15 protein-coding genes are annotated in these 17,744 nt (G+C 54.1%); 14 read left to right on the top strand and 1 reads right to left on the bottom strand.

The genetic code is table 11. The features are described 5' to 3' along the window. Positions 1–118 precede the first annotated feature (118 nt). From GOW93_RS15815 to GOW93_RS15780, 8 genes are all read left to right on the top strand, one after another. Complete coding sequence (locus GOW93_RS15815) at positions 119–1,162, top strand: sugar ABC transporter substrate-binding protein (RefSeq protein ID WP_170386385.1); 1,044 nt, start codon at positions 119–121, stop codon at positions 1,160–1,162. 59 nt (positions 1,163–1,221) lie between these two features. Next, entirely contained in the window at positions 1,222–2,730 is a 1,509-nt protein-coding gene (locus GOW93_RS15810) for a sugar ABC transporter ATP-binding protein (RefSeq protein ID WP_170386382.1), read from the top strand. Positions 2,731–2,741: 11 nt separating this feature from the next. Further along, positions 2,742–3,737, top strand: coding sequence for an ABC transporter permease (locus tag GOW93_RS15805; protein ID WP_170386379.1), 996 nt, complete (start codon positions 2,742–2,744; stop codon positions 3,735–3,737). Between the two features lie 3 nt (positions 3,738–3,740). After that, the gene (locus GOW93_RS15800; RefSeq protein ID WP_170386377.1) at positions 3,741–4,526 is read left to right on the top strand and encodes an SDR family NAD(P)-dependent oxidoreductase; all 786 of its coding nucleotides are present in this window, start codon (positions 3,741–3,743) and stop codon (positions 4,524–4,526) included. A 9-nt stretch (positions 4,527–4,535) separates the two neighbouring features. Then, positions 4,536–5,417, top strand: a complete 882-nt coding sequence (locus tag GOW93_RS15795; protein WP_170386374.1) for a sugar phosphate isomerase/epimerase family protein — start codon at positions 4,536–4,538, stop codon at positions 5,415–5,417. A 62-nt stretch (positions 5,418–5,479) separates the two neighbouring features. Further along, positions 5,480–6,397, top strand: coding sequence for a MurR/RpiR family transcriptional regulator (locus tag GOW93_RS15790; RefSeq protein ID WP_217354802.1), 918 nt, complete (start codon positions 5,480–5,482; stop codon positions 6,395–6,397). Between the two features lie 281 nt (positions 6,398–6,678). Beyond that, positions 6,679–8,286, top strand: coding sequence for a GMC family oxidoreductase (locus GOW93_RS15785; protein WP_217354801.1), 1,608 nt, complete (start codon positions 6,679–6,681; stop codon positions 8,284–8,286). Between the two features lie 109 nt (positions 8,287–8,395). Continuing rightward, positions 8,396–9,112: a GntR family transcriptional regulator gene (locus GOW93_RS15780; protein WP_217354800.1), complete on the top strand. Its 717-nt coding sequence runs from the start codon at positions 8,396–8,398 to the stop codon at positions 9,110–9,112. On the opposite strand, the gene GOW93_RS15775 is transcribed toward GOW93_RS15780, so the two are convergent. Continuing rightward, entirely contained in the window at positions 9,087–10,574 is a 1,488-nt protein-coding gene (locus tag GOW93_RS15775; RefSeq protein WP_170386367.1) for an aldehyde dehydrogenase, read from the bottom strand. The genes GOW93_RS15780 and GOW93_RS15775 overlap by 26 nt on opposite strands. A gap of 106 nt (positions 10,575–10,680) precedes the next feature. Here GOW93_RS15775 and GOW93_RS15770 point away from each other — a divergent pair, with 106 nt between their 5' ends. From GOW93_RS15770 to GOW93_RS15745, 6 genes are all read left to right on the top strand, one after another. Next, complete coding sequence (locus GOW93_RS15770; RefSeq protein WP_170386364.1) at positions 10,681–11,538, top strand: transketolase; 858 nt, start codon at positions 10,681–10,683, stop codon at positions 11,536–11,538. A gap of 2 nt (positions 11,539–11,540) precedes the next feature. Further along, on the top strand, positions 11,541–12,518 hold the full coding sequence (locus GOW93_RS15765) for a transketolase family protein (protein WP_170386361.1): 978 nt from the start codon (positions 11,541–11,543) through the stop codon (positions 12,516–12,518). An 81-nt stretch (positions 12,519–12,599) separates the two neighbouring features. Beyond that, the gene (locus GOW93_RS15760; protein WP_170386358.1) at positions 12,600–13,841 is read left to right on the top strand and encodes a sugar ABC transporter substrate-binding protein; all 1,242 of its coding nucleotides are present in this window, start codon (positions 12,600–12,602) and stop codon (positions 13,839–13,841) included. 74 nt (positions 13,842–13,915) lie between these two features. Continuing rightward, positions 13,916–15,160, top strand: coding sequence for a sugar ABC transporter substrate-binding protein (locus tag GOW93_RS15755; protein ID WP_217354799.1), 1,245 nt, complete (start codon positions 13,916–13,918; stop codon positions 15,158–15,160). A 64-nt stretch (positions 15,161–15,224) separates the two neighbouring features. Next, positions 15,225–16,718, top strand: a complete 1,494-nt coding sequence (locus tag GOW93_RS15750) for a sugar ABC transporter ATP-binding protein (protein WP_170386352.1) — start codon at positions 15,225–15,227, stop codon at positions 16,716–16,718. Next, positions 16,708–17,742, top strand: a complete 1,035-nt coding sequence (locus GOW93_RS15745) for an ABC transporter permease (protein WP_170386349.1) — start codon at positions 16,708–16,710, stop codon at positions 17,740–17,742. The genes GOW93_RS15750 and GOW93_RS15745 overlap by 11 nt, the downstream gene beginning before the upstream one ends. The last annotated feature ends 2 nt before the right edge of the window (positions 17,743–17,744 follow it).

Genomic DNA, 17,744 nt, shown 5'->3' with positions numbered 1-17,744 from the left:
TTGCCTCCAAAACGAAAGAAATTCTTTACAAACTATGGCTAATGGAACAGAATTTTACGAAATCTGGTGAAGGGAATCGCCAGAAGGCGAGATCAAAGTTCAACTGGAGGAGAACGACATGAACCTGAGACAGACCTTGCTGACGAGTGTTGCTTTTGTGGGCATCGCAGGTGGTGCTTGGGCCGAAGACATGTGTGACTATGCGGCCCCCACGGCCCTGAACGATGGTGCGCAAGCCGCAACCGGTACGATCCAGAATGACCAAGACGGAATTACGATCGCCTATCTGCCGATGGGAACCGAATTTAACTACCACATCGCGCTCGGCGAAGGCATCACTGACGTCACCGAAACACGCGACGGAGTTGATAGCTTCTTGTTGTCGCCCTATTCCGGAGGTGATCTGGCAGGTCAAATGGGCATGCTGCAGGATGTGACGGCCCGCGACGATGTCGATGCCATTATCCTGATCAGCTTTGACGAAAGTGCGTTGGCGCCGCTGGTTGAAGAGGCGGTAAACGCTGGCAAGGCCGTCGTGATCATAAACTCTGACATCCCGGACTTTCCGACACCGGTACATGGCGTTGTTGGTGTAAACCAGCGGGCTGTAAATCACGCCTTGGCCGATTGGGCCATGGAGCAGGCCGATGGCGCAGCGCGTAAGGTCGGTGTGCTCGACGGCGAGCCGGGATATCTGGCGACTGAACGGGCCGGTGGTTTTACCGACGGAATCGAAGGCACTAACTGGGAGCTCGTCGCGCGCATCAATGGTGGCTGGAGCGTCGAAAAGGGCAACACTGCGGCGATGGACCTGATCCAGGCAAATCCTGGGGTCGAAGTGATCTACGCCTCGAACGACTACATGGCTTTGGGCGCTGTCTTGGCCACCCAAGCTCTTGGTCGGGATGATATCTCCATTCTGGGTTACGACGGCGATACAGGCGCGCTTGAGGACATTGCGGCGGGAGGTATGACGGCCACGTCTGATACTTCGCCCGTCATCATGGGCCGCAAGGCAGCCTGCTTTGTGCTCGACCTTATCGAAGGGAAGAGCGAGGGCGGATATGTGAATACGCCGACACGGATCGTGCATGAAGGCAATGCAGTTCAGGTTCTGCAAGCACCTGAAGACCTCTTCCCCCTGCCGTCCAAGGATTATTGATACCTCCCCAACTGGGTCGGGGGCGGGAAACCGCCCCCGTTTTTTGAAGGAGGCTTCCAATGCAAGATCAATCCCCACTTTGGGAACTCGAAGGGATCACCAAAACTTTTCCGGGTGTTCGCGCGAATGACGGAATCTCGATCCGCCTGCATGCAGGTGAGATTCATGCGCTACTAGGCGAAAACGGCTGTGGTAAGTCGACGCTGATCAAGATTCTGTCCGGCGTGCATCAGCCAGACGCTGGTACGATCCGCAGGCGCGGCGATGTGGTCCAACTCACCAGTCCAATCCAAGCAAGGGGGGAAGGCGTTGCGACCGTATTTCAAGAGTTCTCTCTCGCCCCTACGTTGACAGTGGCAGAAAATATATTTCTTGGTCGTTATCCACGGCGGGGGCCGTTGGTCGACTGGCCACGCATGAAACGTGAAGCGGCTGAGGTCTTGGGTTCGCTCGATATCGCAATTGCTCCGGATCGCATTGTTGGAACATTGTCAGTGGCCGAGCAGCAATTGGTCGAAATCGCCAAAGCGATCTCTATCGATGCAACGCTGCTCATTCTGGATGAACCATCCACCGCGCTCGGCGAGCAAGAGATTGTCGCTCTCCATCAGCTTCTACGGCGCATGAAGGATCGCGGCGTGTCGATCCTTTACATCTCCCACAGGTTGGATGAGGTGGTTTCATTGGTCGACTCAGCCACGATTTTGAAGGATGGCAAGGTCGTCTCAACCGCCAATGGTACCAATCTGGACGTCGATGAGATCGTTTCCAAGATGGTGGGAGAGGATATCGACGAACACTATCCCAAACAGAAAAATGCGACCAACACCGTTCTATTTTCCGCGCGGAACCTGTCGACGGATAACGGCGTGAGAGACGTCAGTTTTGATGTGCATGCCGGAGAAGTCTACGGATTGGGCGGTGTCATCGGATCCGGACGGACTGAAATTGCCCGCGCAATCTTTGGGGTTGATCCGTTGACAAGCGGCAAGGTTAGTATCGACGGGAAGACACTGCGGATCCGCAACCCGCAGGATGCAATTCGCGCAGGGTTGGCGTTGGTACCGGAGAACCGCAAGTTCGACGGGCTTTTCTTCAACTTCAATGGCGGCCCCAACATGACCGCAGCGGCGCTGGACAAAATCCGCGGTCAGTTTCTGCTTAAAAAACGAACTGAGGCAGACGTCGCACAAGACTACATCGATCAGCTCGAGATCTCGCCTGCGGCGGCCAGGAAATTCGTCAGTCTGCTGTCGGGTGGCAATCAGCAAAAGATCGTCATCGCTCGGTGGCTCTTTGCCGACAGCCGGGTGCTAATCCTGGATGAGCCAACTCAGGGCATCGATATCGGTGCCAAGATCGCCGTCTACAATCTGATCAATGCGCTGACAGCGCGTGGTTACGCCGTGATCCTTATCAGCTCGGATCATAACGAGCTGATCGCGATGTCCGATCGTATCGGCATCATCCGCGAAGGCTCCCTCGTTGAGACCATGCCTGCAGCGCGCGTGACACACACCCATCTGGTTCAGTCATCCGCACAGGAACTGACCCATGATGCGGCCTAAGGAGGAATGACATGAGTGAGACAAGTTTTCTTGGACGTCTGGCACGTCAGGAGTTCGTTGGGCCGCTAATCGCACTTCTACTGATTGTGGTGATCGTAGCAGCGACCACTCCCGCATTTTTAGAGCCGCAAAACTTTCGTAATATCGCGTTGCAAGTGTCCATCCTGTCAATTGTGGCAATTGGGTCGACCATTGTAATCATCACGGGTGGTATTGATCTGTCACCTGGCTCGATGATTGCGCTGCTTACTATGTGCCTTGCGGTTTTCATCAAGACCTATGGGCTCTCGCTTTGGGTCGCAATTCCTCTTACCTTGCTGATCGGCTGTGGGCTGGGCGTCATCAACGGCATTCTCGTAGCCTATGTCGGTATTCCAGCCTTCATTGTAACCCTTGCCGGACTATCAGCGTTCAAGGGTCTTGCCCTAACCCTAAATGGTGGCACTCCTGCCTTTTCACTGTCACCGGAATTGCGTGAAGTGTTCTATGGCACTTTCCTAGGCTTGCCGCTGCCATTCTATTACGTAGTCGGCGCCTATGCGCTTTTCACAATCATCATGGAGCACACCCGGTTGGGAAGAGAGATCTATGCGGTTGGTGGGAATGAATCTGCGGCTCGACTCTCAGGGATCAATGTTGCCCGTGTGCGGTTGATCGCATTTGTGTTTGCGGCGCTCTGTGCGGCAGTTGGTGCAGTGCTTCTTTCATCACGTTTGAACTCAGGCTCACCGAATTATGGCACCTTGATTGAATTGCAGGCGATTGCGGCGGCCGTGGTTGGTGGCGCCAGCTTGGCCGGGGGCAGGGGGCGCGTGATCTCAACTTTGATCGGAGCGCTGATTATCATCGTGGTGCAGAACGGCCTTAACCTAAATGCGGTTACTACCTCGATGCAAAGCTTGACCATCGGTCTGATCATTCTGGTCGCCGTCGGTGTAGATGTCTGGCGGAGTCGAATAGGTGCATCAATCGCTGGGTTTCTGAATGCCAAGACAAAGGAAGTGTAAGCCATGGATTTCGGGGTAAAAGGAAAAGTCGTCATCGTGACAGGCGGGGCAACCGGAATTGGCAGGGCAATCGCCCAGACCTTCCACGACGAGGGTGCCATCGTCATCATCAACGGTCGGACGCAGTCGAAGCTGGACTCTGCCTGCGCTGAGATTGGTGAACGTGCGTACGGAGTTGTTGCCGATTTACGCAATGCCAAAGGGGCAGCGGATCTCTTTGAGTTCGCCAAAGCACATGGATCTGTGGAGTTCTTGGTGAACAACATTGGCGTGTTCGATGTGAACGACTTTTTCGAGGTCAGCGATGACCGTTGGGTGGAGTATTTTGATCACAACATCATGACGTCTGTCCGGATCAGCCGTTTGGTGCTGAGGGATATGCTAGATCGGAACTCGGGAAGCATCGTTTTCATTGCTTCCGAAGCCGCAATCCGGTCGATCGGTAATATGGTGCCCTATTCCACTACAAAATCTGCGATGCTTGGCCTCAGCCGTTCACTATCCGAATTAACACGCGGCACTGATGTGCGTGTGACGAGTTACATGCCTGGCACAACCGCAACGGAGTCGGTGATGGGCTACTTCGAAGGATTGGCTAAAGATCAGGGCACGACGGTCGAGGCTGCTTTAAAAGACTTCTACCGCGACGTGCAGCCCGGCAATCTGCCGCAAAAACTTATAGACCCAACGATGCACGGGCGGGGCGTTCTGCAACTGGCCACAAATGCGGCGATGAACGGGGTCTGCCATCGGGCCGACGGTGGTACGATCCGGTCGATTTTTGGGTAAGGGAAGAAGATGAGCAAGATTGGCATCCATAGCCTTGTTTTCGGAGACACTTGGACCGAGGAAACCGCGCAGCGGGCAACAGGTATTGCGGCCGAGATCGGCTATGATCTGTTTGAGGTGCTGATTTTTGATCCCGAGGCGCTGGATACCGGAATGACGGGCCGGGTCGTCAAAGACGCTGGGCTTGAGTTGCGACTTGGTATGGCCCTTGGCCCGGGCGCGGATATTTCCAGCACCAATCGAGAAATTGCCAAAGCCGGCGAAGCAACCGTTGCACGCTGCCTGGAAATAGCAAGCGACCTCCGCGTGCCGGCGGTCAGTGGGATCACTTACGCGGCCTTCAACAACTACACAGCGCCGCCAACCAATGCGCAAAGAGCCGCTGTTATGGCAGCATTGGCACGTCTGGACAAATTGGCGGGCAATCTGGGTGTCAAGCTCGGACTCGAGCCGGTAAATCGATATGAATCAAACATGATCAACAGCCTGGACCAGGCTGGTGATATGATCCGGTCAATCGATGCGGCCAACATGTTTATTCATATGGATACGTTCCACATGAACATTGAAGAGGCGGATTTGCCGTCTGTTATTTCGCGGAACGCTGATCTTTTGGGTTACGCCCATGTCGCGGAAAACCATCGTGGCCTTCTCGGGACCGGCAATTTTAATTGGAGTGTATATTTCCGCGCCTTGGCAGATGTGGGTTATTCCGGCGATTTTACCGTTGAAAGCTTCTCACCCGAAGTCCTCGGCCCCGACCTGGTTGGAGAGGTCAGCCTGTGGCGGAAGGGTTGGCTCGACGCGAAAGACGCCGCCACTTCGGCCCACGCTGTTGTCAAATCACATATGCAGACCGCGGAATTGTCTGTTTCTCCTTGGAATAAATGAGGATGCAATAAAATTTTCTTTCGTGCTACATGTTCGACAGCAAAGTCCGGCATGAGGAAAGAATGGAACCGAACAAGGACGATCATATGGATGGTGCGCACTCAACCGGGATTTTGAGCCGGATTCGCTATATGTCTGCATATCTCAACCCAGCCTTGCGCCGTATTGCAGAGCAGGTTCTGAAAAAACCGGAAAAAGTGAAGTCGATGTCGATCAAGGAGCTGGCCACAATCTGCGACGTGTCGGAATCTACAGTTACCCGTTTCGTGCGGGAAATTGATGTGTCGAGTTTCCAGCAGTTCAAAATCCTGATTGCAGAAGAGCTGTCGCAGTCTCAGGCGACCGAGACCTCTGGATCAGATCGGCACGTTTATGAAGATATTTCTGAAACGGACGATTCAAAAGCGATCATCGACAAGGTATCTGCGCGTTATGCTATGACTGTTCAGGACACTATGGCCGGGTCGCATTCTGGACAATTTGAGGCCGCGGTTGCGGCAATCGAGGAAGCAGATACGCTTTCGTTTTTTGCCATGGGCTCGTCCATGATATGCGTTGAAAACGCATTGATGCGGTTCATGCGCGTCGGCAAGAGCTGTCAGTTCTTTCGCGATCTTGGTGTTCGTCAGATTTCGACAGCATCGCTTGGACCCCGCAACCTGGCGATTGGTATTTCCAATTCCGGTCGCACAATATCGACTGTAGATGCACTCAAAGCCGCAAGAGAACAAGGCGCAAGAACGCTGTGTATTACGAGCTTCACTGATAGCCCCATTGTGAAATACTCAGATATCAAACTGTTCACGCCAACGGTTACAGGAGCGACAGGCGCGGCAGACTACCATGAGTCTATGGTTTCCAAAATTGCGCAACTTCAGATGATCGACATTTTGTATTCGATCTACGCAGTGAAAAACTTCGGAAGCGCCATGGAAGGGCTGGAGAAGACATCAAACGTCACTTCTGTCACTCGGTACTAGCGTAACGCATGATATCGATCTGGCACTTGACGAAGTGCAGGCTTAGCCGGCAGTTTCCGCACCGTGCCATTGAAAAAATATACTGCAATCTAAATGCGTATCGATGCCAAAACAAATCCGAGAAAGCTGTAGCTTTTTGCGCGGTTCCTACCCACCCTCCAAAGCATACTCCTAACTAATTCTTAGGCTCCAAGCCATCACGCGTTGCTGTAAAAATGGAAAATCTCTCCAATTGACAGCACCTACTAATATCATATATCATATACCTATAAGGGAGATGAATGATGCACGATTATGTTGTCGTTGGAGGAGGTTCGTCGGGCTGCGCTGTAGCTGGCCGGCTAGCGATGGAAAACGCAGGCTCAGTATTGATTCTCGAAGCAGGTGGACGAGATTGGAACCCCATGATCCATATTCCCGCCGGCTTCACAAAGCTGCTGGATACCAAGTATCTCCATCACTACGAAACCGCACCGCAGGAAAACCTCGATGGAAAATCCAGGATCATGCCGCAAGGCAACGTGCTGGGCGGTGGCGGATCGGTAAACGCGGCAATCTACATCCGGGGCCAGCGTTCAGACTATGATGGTTGGGCCGAAGACGGCGCGGACGGTTGGTCCTATTCGGAGGTTTTGCCTTACTTTAAGCGTGCCGAGGACAATGACCGTTTGTCCGATGATTACCATGGGGTGGGAGGGCCGTTGGGAGTGTCTGATCTGCGCCAAATAACCGACATAACGCGGGCGTTTGTAAGGTCTTGTCAGGAAGCTGGCATCCCGTTCACCTCCGATTTCAACGGTGCACGTCAACGAGGTGTCGGCTTCAATCAAACAACAACGCGTAACGTACGCCGTTGTAGCGCGGCTGTTGGCTATGTGCATCCGATGCGGAAAAAAGGCCTGATCGACGTCGAAACCGGGTGCCTTGTGACAAAGATTGTTCTCGAGGGCGACAAGGCCGTTGGCGTCGAATACGTTCAAGGGGGCCAGCTGAAAACGGCACGGGCCGCCAAAGAGGTGATCCTTTCTGCCGGTGCGGTACAAAGCCCCAAAATCTTGATGCTGTCGGGTATCGGGCCAGAAGGCGAACTGAAAAAACACGGGCTCCAAACGAAAGTCGCTTTGGAAGGTGTCGGACAGAATCTGCAGGACCACTTGGAATATCCAGCCGTGCGCTACTGCACTGGTAAATACGGGTATTACGGGCAGGACAGCTTCTTCAACTCGATTAAGAACGGCTTGCAGTACTTGTTCTTTAAGACGGGCCCTGTTGCGTCTAACGTTACCGAAGCGTGCTGTTTCGTGAATGTGGATGACATGGATGCAGAGCCCAACTTGCAGATGCATTTTGTACCGATTGTTTTCCTGGACATGGGTAGCGAGACGATTTCAAGGGCAGGGGCGACAATAAACCCCTGCGTGGTGAAGCCACGTAGCCGGGGGGAACTGCGTCTTAAGTCTGCGGATCCGAAGGATCACCCGATCATGGACCCGCGGTACTTATCTGATCCTGAGGATCTGCGGATCTCAGTCAAAGGACTAAACATGGCGCGGGACATCCTCGCGCAACCCTCTTTCGCTAATTTTCTGGAAGGCGAGGAAGCGTTTCCGGGAAAAAACATGACCGATGAGGCCGAGCTCGCGCAATACGTCAAAGAGCGTGGTAAAACTGTTTATCATCCCGTTGGAACCTGCCGAATGGGCAAGGACGACCTCGCCGTGGTCGATCCCGAACTGAGGGTGCGGGGGGTGCAAAATCTTCGTGTTGTCGACAACTCTGTCATGCCCAGTCTGATTTCAGGTAACACCAATGCAACTGCAATAATGATCGGTGAAAAAGCGGCAGACATGCTGCGAGGAGCAACGCCACTGCCACCAACAAACGCCTGAGACCTCCCTGAACTGGCCGGAGTTATGCTTCGGCCGTTTTTTTCTGAAAAGGGGTGGAAGCAGAAGGTAAAAGTATCATATATCAAATATGAGAAGAGCGAGGTGCCTCATGAGCAAATCCAATCTGCAACCTCTGAAGAAGGGCAATTTGTCCGAGCAGGTTTATTCCGCGGTCAGAGATGCCTTGATGGATGGAAAATATGAACCGGGCGAGCGATTGACAATTAGCGGTCTGGCGAGTGAGTTGGGTGTTTCGATTACGCCAGTGCGTGAAACAATTTTCCGGCTGGTCAGTGAACGGGCACTAGAAATGAAGGCCGCGACGGCAATCTATGTGCCAGAGATTTCTGCTGATCAGCTACGCGAGATTCAGACTATCCGAATGTTGCTCGAGGGAAAAGCAGCCGAGGTGGCCGCGTCGAAAGTGACGCCGAAACAGCTCGCTAAACTTGAAGAGACGCACAAAGCATTTCAGGAGACTGCTGCGAAGAACCCGATGAAAGCGGCATATCTGAACCGGGAATTCCACTTTGCATTGATGGAAATAGCCGAAATGCCAATGCTGTATACGACTGTCGAAAACATGTGGACCTTGATGGGACCGCTATTGCGTGTGTTCCATGTAGAAGCACCCTCGCGCGATCTGACGAGTGGTCGTCACGGGCATTTCGATGTGCTTGAGGCATTGAAAGAGCGCGACGGCGCGATGGCTCAGAAAGCTATTCAGGACGACATTGCTTTGGGTTTGAACATGGTTGCCTGGATCGAAGCTCGGGCGCTTGAAGCGCCCGAGCCTGGGGCTAGAGTTCTATCCAAGTTGTCTTAAGCTCGGTATATTTGTCCAGCGCATGCAGTGATTTGTCCCGGCCATTGCCCGACTGCTTGTAGCCACCAAAGGGTACTGTGATGTCGCTGTGATCGTGATTGTTGACCCACACTGTGCCGGCCCGAAGGGATCGCGCAATACCATGCACGCGGGAAATATCGCTGCCCCACAACGTCGCGCCCAGTCCAAAAGGCGTGTCATTGGCCACGGCGACGGCTTCTTCATCCGATTTTACCGTGATTGTTGACAGGACCGGGCCAAAGATCTCTTCACGCGCAATTGTCATGTCGTTGGTCACGTTGTCGAAGATGGTCGGATTCAGGTAATAGCCGCCGAGGTTGGTGTTGGGTCGGTCTCCACCCAGGACCAACTCGGCCCCTTCAGCCTTGCCCTTTTCAACATAGCCTTCAACCCGAGCAAGGTGTTCCTGTTCAACCAGAGCGCCCAATCTTGTGTCGGGGTCCAGCGGATCGCCGGGTTCGATGGCGCGGGCGGTGTCGACGACGATCTGCATGAAGTCGTCGTGGATTTTGTCTGACACGATCAGGCGCGAGGGGGCAACACAGACCTCGCCTTGGTTAAAGCAGATCGCTGTTGCGGCGCGCTGTGCGGCCTTTTCGAGATCTGCATCGTCCAGAACAATATTGGGACCTTTGCCGCCGCATTCCAACCAGACGGATTTCATGTTGGATTGACCAGCATATTCCAGGAACATCTTACCGACGACACCGGACCCGGTGAACGCAAGACAGTCGACATCCATATGCAGGCCAAGCGCGCGTCCTGCGGTCGGACCTAATCCGGGAACGACATTGAAAACACCGTCGGGAATGTCCGCCTCGGACGCCAGCTCCGCCATCCGGATTGCGGTCAAAGGAGACTGTTCGGCCGGCTTTAGGACGACAGAGTTACCGGTGGCGAGGGCAGGTGCAAATTTCCACGACGCCATAAGCATTGGAAAGTTCCACGGCACCACGGCGCCGACAACACCGATTGGTTCGCGGGTGATCATCGCCAGGGCGTTGTCGCCCGTTGGGGCAATCTCATCATAGATCTTGTCAGGGCATTCCGCATACCACTGAAGCGTTTCGAGCACGACATTCACGTCGATCTCCCGGCTTTCCGAAATCGGCTTGCCCATATCCAGAGATTCAAGGACCGCTAGCTCGTCCATGTTTGCTTCGAACAGTTCAGCGAATCGCAGGAGCTTTTTCTTTCTGTCCTTTGGCGCCATCCGCGACCAGGCACCGGATTCAAAGGCCGACCGGGCGGCTTTGACGGCGCGGTCGACATCTTCGGAATCGGTAGAGGCGACCTGATTGATGACCTGTCCGTCACGGGGCGAGATGTTGTCAAAAACCTTACCTGACAATGCGTTGACGAATTCTCCGTCGATGAAAGCCTGGCCCTTCGGCTGCAGCTTGTTCGTGATCTCTGAGATAGAGGTTTTGTCCAGGGGCATGTTCAATCCTTTCCTCCCTTGACCTAGGTATCATATATCATATAACGTATTTCCTAACACTTCAATCCAATTCTGCGTTTTGGGCATGAACCGGGGGCAACATCACATGTTAAACAACGATCTCACTTTAACGTCTGCTGAACTGGATAGACTGCGTGACCGCGCTCAGTTCATCAGACTCGAGACAATCCGACTGATCGAAATCGCAAAAGTTGGACACTATAGCTCCGTGTTCTCTGCGGCCGAGATCTTTGCAGCTCTCTACTATGATGTAATGAGCCTGCATGAAACGAATCCAGACTGGCCCGAGCGTGATCGGTTCTTGATGGGCAAAGGACACGCCGCGGTTGGTCTTTTCCCGATACTGGCGGATCTGGGCTATCTCGATACCGAAACGCTGGACGGGTATACTAGGCTGGGTAATCCGCTGGGTGATCATCCCGACATGCGGAAGGTTCCCGGGGTCGACTTCTCTTCCGGTTCTATTGGGCACGCACTCTCCAATGGCCTGGGTATGGCGCTTGGCGCACGTTCCAAGGGTCTGGATTTCACCACATTCGTCATGCTGGGCGACGGTGAAATGCAAGAAGGGCAGGTTTGGGAAGCAGCCATTTGTGCTGCACATCACCAGCTTAGCAATGTCGTCGCGGTTATCGACCGCAACGGATACCAGCTGGATGGTAAAGTGGACGACACTATGGCCATCGAGCCGCTAGACGAGAAATGGCGTGCCTTCGGCTGGGACGTACATGAGGTAGACGGCCATGACCTGACGGCACTGACGCCGCTGTTACGCCGCTTGAAAACCGATAAATCCCGAACGAAACCCGCCTGCGTTATCGCCAAAACGCTCAAAGGTAAGGGAGTTTCCTACATGGAAACTGAACCGGGCTGGCACTTGGGCTATCTCGACCCCAGCGACGCCGAAGAAGCGCGTCAAGAAATTCTTAACAAGGTGATCTGATCATGAACAAGCCGCTTTCCCCAAATTCGTGGCAGTACCGCGAACTGAACACCAAGAACCCCGGTCTCGATCATTTTTCGAATGGTCTATTCTCATTGGTCGATGCTGGCCATGATGTAATTACCGGGTCTGCCGATCTACAATACTCCAACGGTTTGAACCGGTTCTCAGCCAAATACCCGGACCGCTATATCCAATTCGGGATTTCGGAACAGAATATGGTATCTGCCGCTGCCGGTCTGGCAACAACTGGGATGGTGCCATTTGTGGCGACTTTCGCCTCGTTTGTCGGTCTTCTGACTTGCGAGCAGATTCGGATGGACATCGCTTATTGCGCGCTTCCGGTTCGGTTGGTCGGGCATCACACGGGCATCTCGATGGGTTTTTACGGCACCTCTCACCACGCAACGGAAGACATTGGAACCATGCGGTCCATTGCAGACCTGACAGTGGTATCTCCGGCAGACGGTCCCCAGTTCGAAGCGGCAATCCGCGCGTCGGGAGACCATGATCGCCCGATTTATTTCCGCACCGGCCGCGGGCGCGAACCCGATCTTTATGATCCCAAGCAAGACTTCGTTTTCGGCAAGGCCATCGAGCATGCAAAAGGCGAGGAAGTGACCATCATCGGCTGTGGCCTGCCTGTACACCCTTCTGTGCAGGTTGCGAAAAAGTTGAATGGAGAAGGGCGTTCCGTCGGCGTGCTGGATATGCCGACGGTCAAGCCGCTCGACAAGGAAGCGATCCTTGAGGCAGCGGAGCGTTCCAAGGTGATCCTGACCGTCGAAGAACACAACGTTCTGGGTGGATTGGGTGCCGCCGTCGCCGAAGTACTGGCCGAAGCTGGTAGCCCAGCCCGGCTTGTACGCCACGGCATTAACGACGAATACGCGCTGATTGCACCACCGACGCATCTCTACGCGCATTACAAGCTCGATGAAAAAGGTATCGAAGAGGTGGTGCGCGGTATCGTTGGCTAAAGCTTTCTTATCAATGCTTGACAAAAAATGCATCATATATGATGTTTGATATACAGGAAGCCACACCTAGGAGGAGGAATCATGAAACACTATCAGAAATTACTTGCGACAGTGGCATTCGGCACAACGCTTGCGGTGCCAACGCTGGCATCAGCGGAAGATAAACATGAGATCTATACTTTGTTGCCGCAAACGTCGTTGGTAGGTTTAATCGATCCGAACATGGACAGCCGGGCGGATATTGCAAAAGCACTGCCTGAATCGCCTGGTCAGTATGGTGACAAGCTGAGCATCGGCTGGACCGAAATCACCTTGGGCAACCCCTGGTTCGTGGGCCTGATCGACGACGCCAAGAAGGCCGCCGAAAAATACGGTTATGAACTTGACGTTCAAGTGGCTGATGGCGATCCAGCAAAAACCTCATCTCATGTCGACACCTTTATCGCGCGAGGCGTGGATGTCATCGTGATTGATCCGACGGATCTGGCTTCGGCTGCCGCCGATGCAGAACGCGCGGTCGAAGCGGGCATTCCGGTGATTGCTATCGGCACCGTTCCGGATGAATCCCCGATTGTCACCACGGTGACCTGGAACCCCTATATCAACGGGTTCTTGGCTGGTCGTTACATGGCAACTCAGTACAGCGCCGACGAGCATGTAAACGCCGCCACTCTGATTGGGCGCGTTGGCAACTCTACTTCGGAAAGTCGTGTTAACGGCATGGTGTCGGGCTTTGTCTACGAGCGCGGCCTGCAGATGGGCAAGGACTGGTCCGAAGAGGATGGGATGCTCGCCGGTTTCAACGCCTTTCAGGCTGTCAATACCGGCGGATCCTTTTCGTCGGATGAGCTTAAGTTTTCAGTTTTGGCGCAAGGCGTTGCGCACTGGACTGAAGAGGGCGGCTTGAACGCGGCCGAAGACATCCTCACCGCCCATGGCGAAAACCTTGATTTGTTCATGGCAGGTAACGACTTCATGGGCATCGGTGCGCTCAACGCGTTGGATAATCAGGGCTTGGCTGGCAAGATTGACGTGGCAGCCTCGGCCGACGGGTTCCGGATTGCACTGGACCTGGTTAAATCGGGTGATCTGATGGCGACTGGCCTGTTCTCGGGCACGCATGTCGGTGAAGCGACCATTGAACTGATCCATCAGATTTTTGACGATGGGTTCGACGCCAGCAACATGCCTATGGGTTCGTTCCTGCCACCAGAGACGGTGACTCCGGACAATGTCGACAAGTTCATCGACCCCAACAAAGACAACCCGTTCTACGTGTACGAAATCCCACCATTCAAAACGATCGACGATCTGCGGAACTGAATGTCGGACTTACCGAAAAGCCGGGTGCTCCCGGCTTTTCACCACCAATGTGTTTTCTTTTGGGGAGGAAATCTGTGAAACACTGGAAAAATTCAATCGCGGCACTTGCAACGACGACAATGCTGTCAGTCTCAGCACCGGCATCGGCGCAGGACAAACATGAAATTTATACGCTGCTGCCGCACTCGTCGTTGTCGGGCGTGATTGACCCACACATGAGCGACCGCTCTGGTATCGACAAGGCGTTGCCAGAGGCGCCCGGTCAGTATGGAGATAAACTCCAAATCGGGTGGACCGAGATCACGTTGGGCAATCCTTGGTTTGTCGGCGTTATTGATGTCGCGAAAGAAAAAGCAGAAGAATACGGTTACGAACTCGACGTCCAAGTTGCCGATGGCGACCCCGCCAAGACTTCGGCGCATTTCGATACGTTTATCGCCAGAGGTGTTGACGTCATCGTGGTCGACCCGACGGATTTGGCTTCGGCAGCAATTGATGCCGAACGTGCGGTCGAGGCGGGAATTCCCGTGATCGCCCTGGGCACCGTTCCGGATGAATCGCCGATCGTGACAACAGTGTTGTTCAACCCGTATGGCAATGGATTTACCGCTGGCCAATACGTGGCGCAGCAATATGATAAAGACCAGCAGATCAACGCCGCAACACTGATTGGTCGCGTTGGCAACTCAACCGCCGAAAGCCGTGTGAACGGTCTCATTTCTGGTTTTATCTATGAACGCAGCCAGCAACTAGGCCTGAACTGGTCCAAAGAAGACGCCATGCTGGAAGGCTTCAATCGCTTTCAGGAGCTGAACAAGAAAGGCTCATTCCACGCGGATGCTGTCAACTTTTCAGTTTTGGCCCAAGGTGTGGCGCACTGGACTGAAGAGGGCGGGTTGGACGCGACGGAGGACTTTCTGTCGGCGCATGGCGACACACTTGATGTGATCCTGGCTGGGAACGATTTTATGGGAATTGGCGCTATAGGTGCGCTCGAGAACCAGAATCGTAGCGGTGACATTAAGGTTGCGGCCGCTGCCGATGGCTTCCGTGTCGCGCTCGATCTTGTTCAGTCCGGCGACATGATGGTGACGGCGTTGAACTCTGGAACCCATACAGGAGAAGGTGTGTTGAAGCTGATCCACGAAATCTTCGACGGCGGTAGGGATGCAAATAACTTGCCGATGGGATCGTACTATACGCCGCCGCAGATCGCGACCAAGGACAACGTTGCTGGCTTCATCGACGAAGATGATAGCAACCCGTTTTTCAAATACGAGGTACCTGAATTTCGCACCATCGAAGAAATACGTCACTAAACCACAGTTAATTCAGCAAGGCTAGATTGGCTAGCATTGCCTACGAACCCAGAGAGGAGGGGACATGGAACGACTTAGCATGAGCGGGATATCCAAACGCTTCGGTGGTATCCACGCACTTTCTGATGTGTCTTTCTCTGCTCAGGGTGGTGAAGTCCATGCCCTGATGGGTGAAAACGGAGCCGGAAAATCCACGCTGATGAAAGTGCTTTCCGGAGCCTATGACCATGAAGGCGGAGAAATCCGGATCGATGGTAACCGTGCCAGTATTCATTCTCCCCACGAGGGCATGAAACTTGGGGTGTCGATCATTTACCAGGAGTTTTCTCTCGCCAGCCATATGACAGTCGCCGAAAACATCCTGATGCACGAGCTTGGCGAGAAATTTTCCATAAATTACCGCGAGTTGAACCGGCGTGCGGCCAGACTTTTGGATGAGATGGGCTTTTCTGACATCGACCCGCGCAGCACGGTTTCGGATCTTACGGTGGCTTATCAGCAGGTGGTCGAAATCTGCAAGGCGCTATCGCATGAATGCAAGATTTTGGTGCTGGACGAACCGACCGCCGTTCTGACCAACCACGAAACGGAAAAACTGTTCCGGCTAGTCCGAAAGCTGCGCGATCAGGGAGTCTGTGTGATCTATATTTCGCACCGGCTGGATGAAATTTTCGATCTGTGTAACCGAGTGACGATCCTAAAGGACGGCAGCACTGTCGGCACATGGGACACAAACACACTGGACCATGACAGTCTGACTAATCTGATGATCGGGCGCGAGCTGACGGATTTCTTTCCCGAACGAAACGCAAAGATCGGCGCAGTGGCACTTGAGGTGCAGAGTCTCCGCTCCGGCAGCATGGTTTCGGATGTCAGCTTTTCCGTCCGTCGAGGTGAGGTGCTTGGCATCGGAGGTCTTGTCGGGGCAGGCCGCACCGAAGCCCTTCGTGCGATCTTCGGCGCAGACAAACGCGATGGTGGGACCGTCACCCTGCACGGCCAAGAGGTGCACAACCGAACGGCTGGGGAGGGTGTCCGGAACCGCATCGGTTTGCTTCCGGAAGACCGCAAGCATCAGGGCGTACTGCTCGATCTCCCGATCCGAGACAACGCTCTGATGACCCCGGTCAACCCTTTTATCTCTGTCACCGGTTGGATCAACCAGGCGAGCGAGCGCGACAAGGTTCAGGAGCTTTGGAAGGAATTGAGACTTAAGGCAGCCAGCCAGGATGCGAACGTCTCAACGCTTTCTGGTGGAAACCAACAGAAGGTTGCCCTGATGAAGTGGCTGGTCGCACATTGCGATGTGCTGCTGCTTGACGAACCGACTCGCGGCGTCGATGTCGGCGCCAAGGTCGAGATTTACCGCGTGATCAACCAGTTGGCAGAGCAAGGGGCGGCCATCGTCATGGTGTCCTCGGAAATGATCGAACTGATCGGCATGTGTGACCGGGTGATGGTCATGCGCGGTGGCCGAATGGCGGGCACGCTTGAAGGCGACGCCATCCGGGAAGAAAACATAATCGAACTGGCAATGGGGCAAGACAATGTCCACTGATACAACCACTACAACACGTGGCGCAAAGGCGCCTTCGGAATCTGGTCAACTGTCCATCGTCGGATTGCTGATCAAGTACAACATCTTCATTATGCTGGCGGCACTGATCGTCGCATCGTCCCTGCTATCCGAGCATTTCCTGACGGTGCAGAACGGATTCAATCTGTTGCGGCAATTGGTGCCACTGTTTCTGGCCTCGATAGGCATGCTGCTGGTCATACTGACCGGCGGGATCGACTTGTCCGTTGGCTCTCTGGCAGCCATCGGCGGCATGGCTGTTGCCATGTTGATGCCGGCAATGCCTTTTGAAGGTGCGATTGCATTGATCTGCTGTGTGTTGCTCGCGATTTCGGCTGGCGCACTTCTCGGAGCCATGAACGGTATCATGGTTGCCAAGTTCAATATGGCGCCATTCGTGGTCACTCTGGCGATGATGACAATGGCACGGGGTCTAGCCTACATGCTGACCAATGGTCAGCCGGTGCGTTTTGATCGCGAACTGTCAACAGCCCAGATCCTCAAAACCTTTGGCTCGAAAGGGCTTCCCTGGCTAGGCATCCCCTGGCCGATTGTGATGATCGCGGTGATCATCGTTGTATTCATTCTGATCCTGCGGCGCACCAGCTATGGACGTATGACAGTGGCCACCGGGAGCAATGAAACAGCTGTGCGTCTCGCGGGCCTGCCCGTCGCCCGGTACAAGTTCCTTGCCTACACGATATGTGGTGGCCTTAGTGCACTTGCCGGGATTGTCGTGACTTCGCGCACTTCTGTGGGAACACCAGTCACCGGAATGGCGCTGGAGCTTGATGCGATCGCCGCCTGTGTGATTGGCGGCGCGCTGCTGTCAGGGGGCAAGGGAAGTGTCACGAACACTGTGATCGGCGTTCTGATCCTCGGACTCATCGGTAACATCATGAATTTGATGTCGGTGCCTGCCTACCCACAGCAGATCATCAAGGGCGCGATCATCATCCTCGCCGTGCTGTTGCAAGGCCTCGGAAACCGGGATGCAAAAATCTAAAT

This window comes from Ruegeria atlantica (assembly GCF_013032455.1).
In the GTDB taxonomy this organism is placed as follows: domain Bacteria; phylum Pseudomonadota; class Alphaproteobacteria; order Rhodobacterales; family Rhodobacteraceae; genus Ruegeria; species Ruegeria atlantica_B.
Note: the sequence above shows the minus strand (reverse complement) of the source record. Positions and strands in the feature narration are given on the sequence as shown.

Bases quoted from the DNA above. Each gene is read 5' to 3' on its own strand.
- GOW93_RS15775 (WP_170386367.1), bottom strand. From the start codon at position 10,574: ATGCCCCTGGACAAAACCTCTATCTCAGAGATCACGAACAAGCTGCAG.
- GOW93_RS15745 (WP_170386349.1), top strand. From the start codon at position 16,708: ATGTCCACTGATACAACCACTACAACACGTGGCGCAAAGGCGCCTTCG.
- GOW93_RS15785 (WP_217354801.1), top strand. From the start codon at position 6,679: ATGATGCACGATTATGTTGTCGTTGGAGGAGGTTCGTCGGGCTGCGCT.
- GOW93_RS15800 (WP_170386377.1), top strand. From the start codon at position 3,741: ATGGATTTCGGGGTAAAAGGAAAAGTCGTCATCGTGACAGGCGGGGCA.
- GOW93_RS15780 (WP_217354800.1), top strand. From the start codon at position 8,396: ATGAGCAAATCCAATCTGCAACCTCTGAAGAAGGGCAATTTGTCCGAG.
- GOW93_RS15760 (WP_170386358.1), top strand. From the start codon at position 12,600: ATGAAACACTATCAGAAATTACTTGCGACAGTGGCATTCGGCACAACG.
- GOW93_RS15805 (WP_170386379.1), top strand. From the start codon at position 2,742: ATGAGTGAGACAAGTTTTCTTGGACGTCTGGCACGTCAGGAGTTCGTT.
- GOW93_RS15810 (WP_170386382.1), top strand. From the start codon at position 1,222: ATGCAAGATCAATCCCCACTTTGGGAACTCGAAGGGATCACCAAAACT.
- GOW93_RS15795 (WP_170386374.1), top strand. From the start codon at position 4,536: ATGAGCAAGATTGGCATCCATAGCCTTGTTTTCGGAGACACTTGGACC.
- GOW93_RS15765 (WP_170386361.1), top strand. From the start codon at position 11,541: ATGAACAAGCCGCTTTCCCCAAATTCGTGGCAGTACCGCGAACTGAAC.
- GOW93_RS15815 (WP_170386385.1), top strand. From the start codon at position 119: ATGAACCTGAGACAGACCTTGCTGACGAGTGTTGCTTTTGTGGGCATC.
- GOW93_RS15770 (WP_170386364.1), top strand. From the start codon at position 10,681: ATGTTAAACAACGATCTCACTTTAACGTCTGCTGAACTGGATAGACTG.
- GOW93_RS15790 (WP_217354802.1), top strand. From the start codon at position 5,480: ATGGAACCGAACAAGGACGATCATATGGATGGTGCGCACTCAACCGGG.
- GOW93_RS15750 (WP_170386352.1), top strand. From the start codon at position 15,225: ATGGAACGACTTAGCATGAGCGGGATATCCAAACGCTTCGGTGGTATC.